We start from the raw sequence: 12,000 nt of genomic DNA on the forward strand, positions 1-12,000 counted from the left end.
GGCGCGGTTCGCTCAATCTTCTTTGGTTTCGGCGCCGACGATGTCCGCGTAGAGAATGCGCCGGACGCCGTCCTCGTTGCTCAAACGAAGCGCGCCTTGCATCGGACTCGCGTCGGTTACGACGCCTTCCGTCCATAAGCTGCCGGCCCCTGCTTTTCGCAGCCGTAAACGAACGGGCAGCCCCGACGCCAGCGACCGTTTGACCGCTTCGTCGATCCGTTCCCGCTCGTCTTCGTGAATCGCGTCGGGCCGCCTGCCGTGGTGCTCGTCGGACGCGCGCAGGATGCGTTCGCGGTATTCCGGCAGAATCATCCGGCTCGATTCCCATAATCCGTTGCCTTGCAGCTTCTTGGTCATTTGTAATGTCCTCCGATCTTCTCCGCGCGTTCTTTGGCCCGACTGCCCGGCGCCAGAGACCGTCCCCGAGCGATGGCCGTCTCGCCGAACCGGTCTTTGATCTCGTCCATCATGCGATCGATCGCCCGCTGTTTTTCGCGATCTTCGAACAGCGAAGGCTGATAGACTTCCGACGGTCTCAAGCCGGACAGCGACAAGCCGATCCGCCGGACCGGAAGACCGTTCCAGCGTTCGCGAAGAAGCCGGCGGGCGGCTTCGAACAGTTCCGCCGTGATATCGCTCGGGTCGCGAAGTTTGGTTTTGCGACGAAATCCCTCGGCTCGGCCGTAACCGCCTTCGCCGTAAGCTCCGACGGACAGCGAAGTGCCCATGCGGCCCATCCTGCGGGCGCGCCGTCCGAGTTCGGTACAGAGATCGAGCAGCACCGTCTCGAGCTCCTCGATCGACGCATAGAGCCGAGGCAGCGTGATCGTCGTGCCGATCTCGCGCTGCTCTTTTGCCGTCCAAGGGGATACGGGCGAATCGTCGAGCCCGTTCGCCACGCGCCACAAGACTTCGCCGTTAACGCCCCAACGCGCCCGCAGCCTCATCGGCGGCGTACGGGCCAGTTCCCCGATCGTCAAGATGCGCATGCCTTGCAAATGCTTTTCCATCCGGCGTCCCACGCCCCACATGCGCCCCACGGGCTCGGGCCAGATCTTGTTTTCCCAATCTTCTTGCGTATGTACGGCGCAGATGCCGCTGTCGGACGTTTTCGCCGCCAGATCGCAAGCCAGCTTGGCCTGCGCTTTGTTGGCCCCGATCCCGAATCGGGCCTGCACGCCGGTCTCCAGCGCGATGCGGGCCTGCATCAGACGCGCCAGTTCTTCCGGCTCCTTGCCGTAAGGCGACAGAGATCCCGTCACCTCCGCGAACATCTCGTCGATCGAATAAGGCTCCACCCGATCCGTATAACGTTCGAGAATGCCGACGATCAGCGCCGACACTTCGATATAAGTTTGCATATGCGGCCGCACCGCGATCAGTTCCGGACACTTGGACAATGCGGCATCCAAGCGTTCGCCGGTACGGATTCCGTGCCTTTTGGCAATAGCGCAAGCCGCAAGTACCGCGCTCGAACGCACGGCCGGGTCCCCGACTACCGCGAGCGGAAGCGCCCGCCATTCGGGCCGCGCCGATTTTTCGATGCCGGCATAGAAACTCTCCATATCGGCCAGCATGACGATCCTCTTCGTCGTCTTCATGCTTCGTCCCTCCGATCGATTCCGACCGCCGTCAGGCTTCTTTTCGTTCGAACCTTTTTCCGTTTTGCGGATTCTACATTCATTATACACCGAACATCAGTTCTGTAAACGGATTTTATCCGGCACGCGGACATTCTTTTTGCGGTTCCTTTGGTTCGGGAATCCGCAGTCGGGTAAAACGAATAAGATGTTTCCGATCCGAACGGCCGCGATTCGAGCGCGATCTTCGCAGCCGAGTTCCCACTACAGAAGGAGGAAGACGACATGGCTATTTTCTCGAACAAAAAGACGATCTTCATCACCGGGGCGGGCAGCGGTCTCGGCAAAGGAACGGCGATCGGGCTGGCCCGCGCGGGCCACAAAGTCATCGCCACCGTCGAAACGATCTCGCAGGTGCCGGAATTCCGGCAGTACGCCGAATCGGAGAAGCTGGATATTCAAGTGTTCAAATTGGACGTGAACAATCCGCTCGATCGCGCGCAGGTCGAAGAACACGATTTCGACATCTTCGTCAGCAACGCCGCGATCGGTCATACCGGCCCGTTCGCCGAAGTGCCTGTCGAAAACGTGCGTCAGGTGTTCGAGACGAACTTCTTCAGCGCGATCGAATTGGCCCAGATCGCGGCGCGCAAATTCGTCGCGAACAAGAAAGGCAAAATCGTGTTCACCAGTTCGATCGCCGGACTCAGCGTCAATCCGTTCCTCGGCCCGTACTGCGCGTCCAAACATGCGCTCGAAGCCCTCGCCCAAGCGCTTCAGCAGGAACTCGAAAACTACGGCGTGCAGGTCGCGACGATCAACCCGGGACCTTACAAGACGGGCTTCAACGATATGATGTTCGAAGAAAAAGAAAAATGGTACGACGAAAAAACCAACTTCACCAAACGTTCCGATCTGCTCAAAGGCGAGCAGATGCTGGCCCAGCAGTTCGATCCGCAGGACATGATCGACAAGATGGTCGAGATCATCCCGCAGGACAAACACGATTTCCGTACCGTCTGGCCGGAAGCGTCCGAGCAGCAGGTGAAGACGTATCAAGCGGAACTTTGGGAGAAGAAGATCTGATATAGAAAAATAGCAGTTCAATCCGTGACGCACTTTCGCGCTGTGGATAGACTGCTTTTTTCTTTTTTCATCCCTATACTAGATAAAATGCGTCTTTTCTGATTTATCAGACATTGATCACTAAATGCTTACCTTCTAATTAACATCCTGCGACTTATCATCTGGTAAGTCAAATGCTTGTTGATTAGAAGAAATTAGATTTTCGGAAGCGATATCTTGTAATCTTTGAAATAAGACGCTTTTTTCACGGATTTTTTGATCTTCAATATTTGCATACATTTTTAGAGCAAAATTTAAATATTCATGATCCTTTTGGGCTTCTGCTTTTATACGTTGGATAAATAATTCTCTATTTTTGTGTGAGTTAACATAATCAAAATCAAGCAATTCTGCTTTCAGGTAACTATTCAACGCTTCTTTCCACTTATTTTCTATAAATTCTGTCCTCATAAGATTCAAACGAAACATGGCATTATCTTTTTTCTCAATCGCTTTTATATAATATTTTTCTGCTTCAAGATAAAAACCTTTATTTCCCTCGTTTTTAGCCAGACTACTGAAAATGACCCCCATCATATTATAGTTGTGTGATGACATCGATTTATTGTTAGCTTCACAATAATCCAAGATCAATTCAAATTGATTAAGTGCCTGATCTAAAAGTTGTTTCTTTCTTTCCTGCTCCAGTGAAAGGCTTTGATTATAATATGAGATCCCAAGCTTTCTCCTCACTTCAACTTCAAACTCTAATTTGTTCTCTAATCCTTTTGTGTAATATTTCACTGACTGAAAATGGTTTTCCTTATTATACCATGCATCACCTATTAAAAATAAATGCGTCGAATCTACTTCGATCTCCGAATCTCCACTTTCGCCTAGTAAAAACCTGTCATAGTAAACCACTATTTTATCATCGATTTCAGAAGTTTCTTCGATATATTCCAAGTATGCTGCGATACGTTTTCGATTGACTTTCTCACTTTCAGGTTCTGGAATTAAATCAACCATCCCATCTTCTGAAATAATAGCAATTACGCATTGCTTATCCTCTTTTTTGAATTTCTCCAAATACCGGTATGCAGAATTGAAACGTGCCCCTCTGCTGGCATCTCCAACGCCTTCAGTAACTACACCATCCAAAATAACGCCGATCGCATGGCAGTATGCGCGAGTATCGTAATAAATTGCGCCGTCAATGGCGGTGAGTTGACTAATAAATTGTGGATCGATCAACTTCTTGATAACTGGAGTAGATTGTTTTCGCAAACGCTTGACTTCATCGACAGCCGTATCTGGATCCGTAATGACCACCATCGTTCCGCTTTTTTGCTTTGATGCTTCAAGAATCACTTGTGCCAAGCGCGCGAATTGAATATCTTTCGCTACTTCTCCTTCAGCATGATCATTGCGAAATTGTGCTTTGAGTGTACGATAAAGAAGTTCTGGCTCAAAGCTTTGTTGGCTGATTTCAGGATTTCGGAAAGCAACCCCCATTAGCTTGTTAGAAATAATATTCAAGCTTGTCGTCATTGTAAAAGTTTTTCTTCCATCTTTAACTTCCCATTTTTTGTCCGTATTTTCCGTAGACTCAATATTGAGCAGCGCTATTTCATACCTAGACAATCCTTTGAAATCAATCCGAAATACGATATTTTGAGTTTCTTTTAATACTGCCCAATCCACTTCACCAATGCCATGAATCTTTCTTCCATCGGAAATCAAAAACAAATCCGACTTATTGCTGGTCAATTCAAGTAATTTACGAATCCGACGGCTATCTTCCAAAGGAATACTTTGATCACTTCGATCGAATTCAATCGCGTAATCAATCAGTTCATGTTGCCCTTCCAGTAGCTCAGACGGTATAAGTAACAAGCATCCAAAAGGACTTTCGCCTTCGTAAGTACGGGTCGAAATGCCTTCTAGATTATCCATAAGCGTACTGAATATATACTGATCTTGCAATCCTTCAAGCATGGCTATTTGATTTCCTATCGGATTATTACCGGATGCAGTCCAAGCCAAAGTCTTTTCATTTTCCAAAATCGCTTGCATTTTACCCAAGAACATTTTGGCAAGTCTTTGCAAAAAATCACGGGGACTTTCTTTATATTTCGGTTCTAAATGTTTGAGTGATTCTAGCGTAGTTTCGACATAATAATCTTTAAAATAATAGTCAAGAAACATTTTCAAAAATGAGAACTCCGATTTTCCATAAAAAACCTCTTGTGTCACCGGGTCAACATAATCTAGCGCAATCACATACAAGCAAGTCTCTTTTTGCCCCTCGAACAAAGAAAATTTTAAAGATTGCGCATACACAATAGATCTCTTGCGTTCAGCAACAACAGAGCCTTCATCAGGTAACCCGTAAATCATCGACTCTTCTGTTTCCAATGACTCTTTTTGCTGAAGAGGTTCGGTTCGCGATAACTGGTATTGCTGTATATTTCGATTTAAACCTTCTAAATCTCCGCTCCAGCACTCGTCCGGTAAACGAAGTTTCTTTAATACCTCAGAATGGTTTTCCAACTTTTCTGGCTTGATTTGGGTTTTGGCGCCTTTTTCACCTGTGAGTACTGTTTTGACACGTGTTGCGCTCTCAACACTTCCTTTTTCATTCAGTACAAACGCATACATTTTAAACTCCAAATTTTCATCTAGCTTCTGAATCATCGATTCGAGGTCAAGATACAATTTCTCATGGAATTTATTGATATCTGGAAAGGCCTTTTTTTTCTTTTCCCCCGCCATAGTCATGTCTCCCTTTTTCTTCAAAAATTACTTACTCGTTAGCTTACACTACAAATGATACCTTTAAAATCCATTTTAAACCAAGCATTTTTTTGAGTAGAATATTCTTCGAGCTTTTTCAGGAGACATGTTACGCAACAATCGTTTTCTGTTAGAATCATTCCAATCTATTTCACATGCGTATCCGAAGAGTCTTGATCTCGTACGGTTTAAGCATCCGACTCGGTTCTCCGGTCTGTTCTTCGCCGATCGGTCGCTCCAATAGATCCGTTTCTTGCCAGACGGCCTGTTCGCCCAATCCTGACAATTGCAGTTCCCCGCTTCGCCCCTCGCATTCATGCAGACGGACGATATATCCGTGTCCGTCTTCGCTCACCTTGATCGCATCGATCTGCGCATGCCAGGCCGATACGTCGAGCAACGAACATCCGGCCGGTCCGACTTCGCCTTTCCAGACGGTCAGAGGACTGTTCAAATTCCAAGCTTCCTGCGCCGTTCTGCCTTCCGCCCAATCTCCCGCATGCGGCAGCAGCGCGTACGTAAATTCGTGTTCGCCGAGATCGGCTTCCGGGTCCGGGTATTCCGCCGATTTGATCAGGCTGAGCCGCAGCGTCCGATCCTTGACGTCGTAACCGTACTTGCAATCGTTCAGCAGACTGACGCCGTAGCCTCGTTCCGACAGATCCGCCCATTGATGCCCGACCGTCTCGAACCGGGCATAATCCCAGCTTGTATTCCAATGCGTCGGACGCTTCACGCTGCCGAACTGGATATCGTAAGAAGCTTCCGCGGCCCGGATCTCGACGGGGAAAGCGACTTTGAGCAGCTGCCGGCGCTCCTGCCAATCGACCTTCGTGCAGAAATCGATGCGGCGGCTTGCGGCGTATACGCGCATCACCTGACGAATTCGCGATTCGCCGTAACTCCATTCGAATTCGACCGACGCGCGCAGCGGACCGTTTTCGATCAGACGCATTCCGATCAGATCGTCTACCGTACGCATTTTCTCTCCGTAGAAAAGGTCGATATTCCAAGCATCAAATTGCAGCGGCTTGTCTTCGAACACCTGCAAGACGTTGCCTGTCTCGCCTTCTGCCAACACGTCTCGCCCATGCTCGCGGTCGTATAGACGGCTCAACTTCCCTTTTCCGTCCCATTCGAAGCGGTAAAAAGGCGTCTCCAACGTGCCATTGTCCCAAACGAACGGATCGCCTGTCGAATCGCCGCCGAGAGCGGCCTCGTCCGCCCGGTCGGGAACGAAGATCATCTGCCCGAAGCCGAGCGCTCCGATTTCTCCAGGTTCCACCAACCAGCCGGATTCCGTGCGTTGGGCCGTCAGCTTCTGTCCGTCGGCCGACTGCCAATATCCGCCGGCAGAAGCTCCGTTTGCGCCGGGCGAACCCGAAGCCGAGCCCGCAAACTGCGGCGCGGGCGCTCCGGTTAGACGATTCTCCGCCGTCGCTGCGGATTCCGCGATCTCGGCCAGCCCCGCGACCGCCCACGACGAATCGTTGAACACGGTATAGACAATTTTGCCGGACAACGATTCGCCGTTCGCGTGATAGGCTTCGCTGTCGCGAGGCTGCTTCCCGGTTCCGGCAAGCGCCGCGATCGAAGCCCGATCCGCCGCGGCCGTCAACCTGCCGGCTTCCGCATATTCTTCGCGCGCGTCTTCGTATACTTCGCCGATCGACGAGCCGGGGATGATGTCGTGGAACTGATTGCGCAGCGCGATCGTCCAAGCTTCGTCCAGCATTCGCTGTCCTTGAATCGCGTCGTGTTCTCCGAACAGGCCGGCCGCGACGTTCAGCATCTCCGAGCGCCGCAGCGCAAGCTCGAGTTTACGGTTCGCTCTTTTGATCCAAGCCTGACTCGTGTAGGTTCCCCGGTGATTTTCCAGATAGAGCTCGCCGTCCCACGTATGCACGTACCCTTCCGTTTGCGCCGCCGTCCGTTCCAATTTTTCGAAAAAGCCGTCCGCCCGACCCGTCACCGTCTTCGGCAGTCCCGGCATATGCTCCAATCTGCGCCGCATCTCCAGCATGTCGCGGTTGACTCCGCCTCCTCCGTCGCCGTATCCGTAACAGAGCAGCAGTTCGCGGTTCATCTGACGATCCTTGTACTGTTCCCAGATCCCCTGCACCGTTGCCGGGACGATATACCCATTGTACGTATAATAGGTCTCGTGCGGAAATTCGATCTCCGGCGTCGTGATAAAATGCGTCAGCACTTCGGAACCGTCGATTCCCCGCCAGACGAACGTGTCATGCGGCATCCGGTTGTATTGGCTCCAACTGATCTTGGTCGTCATAAACGACGTGATCCCGGATTTGCGCAAAATCTGCGGCAGCGCCCAACTGTACCCGAATACGTCCGGCAGCCAGAGATAACGGTTCTCCGCCCCGAATTCTTCCCGGAAAAAGCGCGTCCCGCGCAGGATCTGCCGCACCAGCGATTCGCCCGACGTCAGATTGCAGTCCGCTTCGAGCCACATCGCCCCGCCCGCTTCCCAGCGTCCTTCGGCGACCCGTTCGCGAATCCGTTCGTAGAGCTGCGGGTAATCCTGCTTGATGTAGGCGTAGAGCTGCGGCTGCGTCTGAAGAAACACGTAATCCGGATAATCGTTCATCAGCGCAAGCACCGTGGAAAAAGAACGCGCCGCTTTCTCCCGCGTATGCCGCAGCCGCCAGAGCCAAGCGACGTCGATATGCGTATGCCCGACGCAGCGGACGGTCACCGGCTCGACGGACTGCGGGTAAGCTTCGCGCAGAGCGTCCAACCGCTCCCGAAGTTCTTCCGACGCCGCCGAGACCGATTCGTAAAAACGGTCCGAACCCGGCCGCGACCAATCGAGCCGATTCAATGACCGGTTCAGCGCGTTCAGTAGGTCGCCGTGCTCCGGGCGTTTGTCGCCGAGCAGCACGGCCGTCTCCAGCATCGCCCGGCCGGTATAATAGAGATCGTCCGCCGCGATATGCAGCAGCGCGATCTCGGCCCGGGACAGCGTATGCTCCTGCGGCGTCTTCGGTCCGCCGCCTTCAAGTCCCGACCACAGCCGGAAATGCAGCTTGACCGGGCTTCCCGCCAGATCGTCGAGGAACACTTCGCGGTGATTGGAATCGACGCCCTGCCGAGGGCTGCCGTTCGCGAACAGCAGCGATTCGAATCCCTGATTGCTGCCGTGGCTCGTTCGGCCGAAATCGAACACGCCGACCAACCGATGGCCGGGCGGCGTGTTCGGCAGATTGGCTTCCAACCGCAGCCACAAATAACGGTCGCGTCCGATCCAGCGTTCGCCGAGCGGGACGGCGCTCCATTCCGGCGACTCGTCCGCCGGCGGCATCGCCGCATTCTCTTCTTCGGAATCGGGCAGAATCTCGAGGTGTTCGAACGTCAGCAGCGGCCGATGCCGGAGCCGTTCCAGTTCTTCCAGCCGCGCTTTCAACTTGTCTTCGGTCATGAACATGAGCGTGAGCCTCCTTCGGGTAGTGGGCGGGATCGCGGAGTTCAGGATCTGCGGCTCGGCAGTCGCTCCGCGCCTTAGTCCGTCGAGACAGCGAGAACGGCAGCGAACCTTATGCGATCATCATGCGGTTAAGTCCAATTTTCCGCTTATTTTCTCGAAAACGAATGCTAAAGCAAAAACTAGTCCAAAAATCCGCTTATTTCTTCTCTTTTCGCGATTTCGCCGATTAAATGAGATATTTAGACGGAAATATGGACTTATCGGCTTGTTTATCTATAAAACCGATGATTTAGAGGGATTTTCGGACTTATTCGATCGGCTGCGAGGCCGAAGCGCCTAACGGCAGGCGGAAGCTTGAGCGCCCGGCCGGCATCTTGCGTTTCCATAAGCCGGAAAGAGGATCGAAGCGTACGTCGGCTTCCCCGGACGGATGGCTTGCAGACCGGGCGGCGGCGTTCGCTTGCCGCACGTAGGCTTCACGTTCCGGCGGGGTCATGGAGCCGCCGCCCGCTTCGCCCGCCGCTTGCTCCGGCGGCACCGGAGAAAAATAGCACCAAGCGTCGGCGGACAGCGACGCGCCGACTTCGACTTCGCCGCCGCGATAGCTGATCGCGGCGCTTGCTTTGAGCAGAGAGCTGAACAGGCAGCGGCCGTTCAGCTTGAGATAGCTGCCGTTATGCAGCGTCGCCCGCCGCAGACGGCCGTCTCGGCCGTAGGACAGCGTGCACAGAAACGCGTCCGTTTCCAGTCCGCCGAATACGGCGTGCGCATTCTCGTGCATGACGCGGCCGTCGGCGCGAAGGTTGACGAACACGTCGACGATCGCACCATCGGGGCGCTCCAGACGCAGCGCCTGCACGTCTTCGCCCGGATCTTCGCGAGGCGAAAGCGCCTCGCCGAAAGCCGCACCCAGTTCTTCCGCCTGCGAAGCCGCGTGCTCGCCTAACATTTTCGCTTCAAAGCCGTAAGACATTCCGGCGACCCTTGTGTCGTCTCCCTCTATCCTGCCAGCCGACGAATCGGTCGCTCCAACCTTATGCGCGCCGCCGACGCTTTCCGACGGATTCGATCCGGGTCGCAGCATCCCGGCCATGTTCGCGCCGCCTTCCTTTTCGCTGCCGGACAACTTCCCGGCCGCCGTATCCCTATCCGCTTCTTGGCCGCCGTATGCCGCGCTTTCTCCGGCTTCCAGACGCCGTACCGTCGTCTTCCGCTCCCCGCGCTCCGGCAGCAGAAACGCGCTGACGAACTTCATCCGTCCGTCGGCAGACCGCGAGCGGACGCCGGCGTAGTCCGCTTCGGGGAATTCGTCCTCGCGCCCCGTTTCGCGCGGCGGAGCATGCAAATAACCGGCGCGCTTCGCATATTCTTTGCGCCGCGGATACGGATGCAGCACCTTCATCTCGCCGCTGCTGCCGGCGATCGACAAACTAGGCTCCGCCGTGCCGGTCGTAATCTTCAAGCCTGCCGGCATATGCAGCAGCCATTCGAACATGCCGCCCTGTTCCGACTGCAAATCGTCGATCACGATCATCGCTCCTTCCAGGCACAGGAAATGCCGATAGAAACGGCGGTACAGGCCCGAGTAAGGACCGACGCAGTCCGCCAATAAGTATTTGTAATCCGGCGCGTCCAGCCAGTCGGGGATCGAGCCGGGAAACTTCGTTCCTTCTTCGATCAGCGCGGGCGGCTGGCCCCGGCCGTCGAGCAGCACGACGTTATGCGCGGCGGACTGCCGGTAATAGCCGTTATACAGCGGCTTGGAATACGCGCAGTGGCCGGAATCGTCGGCGTACACGGCTCCGCCGACGGTCAGCATGAACGTACCGGCGTCCAGATGGTTATGGTTCCAGCTCTCTCCGGTCTTGACCGCCAATACGATCTGCTGTCCGCCGCTCTGCCAGCGCACGAATCCGTAGCCGGAATGTTCCAGAACCGTTATGCCTTCGGTCTCGTCCGATACGGGCGGCAGCTCTTCGAGTCCTTCCGGGTAGAAAGCCAATTCCGCCGCTTCCGCCGGATCGCCTTTGATATCGGCGAACAGTCCGAGCAGTTCGCCGCGCCGCGTCAGATCCGCGAGCCGCAGCCAGACGTACGCATGTTTGCGCCGATCGCCGTCGTCGCCGAAATGGAAGGTGCCGACCTCCCCCGCACGATCCCGCTCCGCCTCCTCTGCATGCGTCTTTTTCCGATAGATCGTCTCCAGATACACGCCCGGAATCTTCGCCAATACCGGCAGTTCGCCGAGCGTCTCGTCTCCCGTTCGGCGTCGGTAAGCCGTCTCGAATACGAAAAAGTTGCCCAACGCGTAATCCAGATACCCCATCGTTTCCACATAATCGCCGTCCGGCCCGAAATTGGCCTGCTTGTTCTGAAGCACGTTGCCCGGATAAGCGAACCATTCGCGCAGGCCTTCGGTCACGGCATGCAGCGCGTCCTCGCCGTGCGGCACGCGATCGCCCAGCGTCAAGATCAGCAGTCCCGCCGCGGATACGCATACGATCCACCAGTTATGGCCCATCGTGTCGAGCGCATGGATCTTTTTGACCGGATGCAGCCAGTCCTCATACAGCGGCAGATAAGCTTTCTCGTACAGCATATCTTCGATCGCCGAACGCTCCTGCGGCGTGCAGCCCGATCGCACCGCATCGTAAGCCGCCGAGAGATAGACCCCGATATCCGCTGTCCATAGGTCCGAATTCCGACCGCCGCCGCTTTGATACACCCAGCGCTCTTCTTCGCCGAGCAGCGCCAGCAGGCTCCGCACCCGCCGCTCCGCTTCGGAACTTCCCGTCATCCGAGCATAGTAAGCCAGATTCTGCGCTTGTTTCGCCAGTTCCCGCACTTCGTTGCCGAGCGAAAAAAGTTTGCTGCCGCCGAGCCGTTTCCAGCGTTCTCTCAGCAGCGCCACCTTCTCCCGAGCTTCTTCCGACCAGCGGTCGTCCCGGCTCGACATCTCGGCGGCGAACTTGTTCCAGCCGCGCGTCATCGCGGGCACGGTTTCGATCAGTCTACGGCTTCGGGCCAGCGTTTCTCCGTCGTACAGCAGCATTCTCCCACCTCCGTCAAGCGGCTTCGGAGCACGAAGGCACCCGAAGCCGCAGGTTCGAATCT

The 12,000-nt window shown here is 54.7% G+C and carries 6 protein-coding genes; 1 reads left to right on the forward strand and 5 read right to left on the reverse strand.

Annotation, left to right across the window (positions count from 1 at the left end; all coding sequences use genetic code 11):
- Window positions 1-12: 12 nt before the first annotated feature.
- Both CDO73_RS27140 and CDO73_RS06720 read right to left on the reverse strand, forming a co-directional pair.
- Entirely contained in the window at window positions 13-357 is a 345-nt protein-coding gene (locus CDO73_RS27140) for a YolD-like family protein (RefSeq protein ID WP_088487750.1), read from the reverse strand.
- A complete protein-coding gene (locus CDO73_RS06720) occupies window positions 354-1,601 on the reverse strand; it encodes a DNA polymerase IV (RefSeq protein ID WP_088487751.1) in 1,248 nt (415 codons plus the stop codon). The genes CDO73_RS27140 and CDO73_RS06720 overlap by 4 nt, the downstream gene beginning before the upstream one ends.
- A gap of 264 nt (window positions 1,602-1,865) precedes the next feature.
- Between CDO73_RS06720 and CDO73_RS06725 the strand changes: the two genes are divergently transcribed.
- A complete protein-coding gene (locus CDO73_RS06725; RefSeq protein ID WP_088487752.1) occupies window positions 1,866-2,666 on the forward strand; it encodes an SDR family oxidoreductase in 801 nt (266 codons plus the stop codon).
- 135 nt (window positions 2,667-2,801) lie between these two features.
- On the opposite strand, the gene CDO73_RS06730 is transcribed toward CDO73_RS06725, so the two are convergent.
- The 3 genes from CDO73_RS06730 to CDO73_RS06740 all read right to left on the reverse strand — a co-directional run bounded on the left by CDO73_RS06730 (window position 2,802) and on the right by CDO73_RS06740 (window position 11,938).
- Window positions 2,802-5,420 (reverse strand): diadenylate cyclase, encoded by a 2,619-nt coding sequence (locus tag CDO73_RS06730; RefSeq protein WP_179218610.1) that lies wholly within the window; start codon window positions 5,418-5,420, stop codon window positions 2,802-2,804.
- Between the two features lie 172 nt (window positions 5,421-5,592).
- A complete protein-coding gene (locus CDO73_RS06735) occupies window positions 5,593-8,886 on the reverse strand; it encodes an alpha-mannosidase (RefSeq protein WP_088487754.1) in 3,294 nt (1,097 codons plus the stop codon).
- A gap of 307 nt (window positions 8,887-9,193) precedes the next feature.
- Complete coding sequence (locus CDO73_RS06740; protein WP_088487755.1) at window positions 9,194-11,938, reverse strand: heparinase II/III domain-containing protein; 2,745 nt, start codon at window positions 11,936-11,938, stop codon at window positions 9,194-9,196.
- Window positions 11,939-12,000: the final 62 nt, after the last annotated feature.

Origin of the sequence: Saccharibacillus sp. O23, assembly GCF_002205895.1 — a bacterium.
Lineage (GTDB): Bacteria > Bacillota > Bacilli > Paenibacillales > Paenibacillaceae > Saccharibacillus.

Excerpts from the sequence above, each read along its gene's own strand:
- CDO73_RS27140 (WP_088487750.1), bottom strand. The coding sequence starts at position 357 with ATGACCAAGAAGCTGCAAGGCAACGGATTATGGGAATCGAGCCGGATG.
- CDO73_RS06720 (WP_088487751.1), bottom strand. The coding sequence starts at position 1,601 with ATGAAGACGACGAAGAGGATCGTCATGCTGGCCGATATGGAGAGTTTC.
- CDO73_RS06725 (WP_088487752.1), top strand. The coding sequence starts at position 1,866 with ATGGCTATTTTCTCGAACAAAAAGACGATCTTCATCACCGGGGCGGGC.
- CDO73_RS06730 (WP_179218610.1), bottom strand. The coding sequence starts at position 5,420 with ATGGCGGGGGAAAAGAAAAAAAAGGCCTTTCCAGATATCAATAAATTC.
- CDO73_RS06735 (WP_088487754.1), bottom strand. The coding sequence starts at position 8,886 with ATGTTCATGACCGAAGACAAGTTGAAAGCGCGGCTGGAAGAACTGGAA.
- CDO73_RS06740 (WP_088487755.1), bottom strand. The coding sequence starts at position 11,938 with ATGCTGCTGTACGACGGAGAAACGCTGGCCCGAAGCCGTAGACTGATC.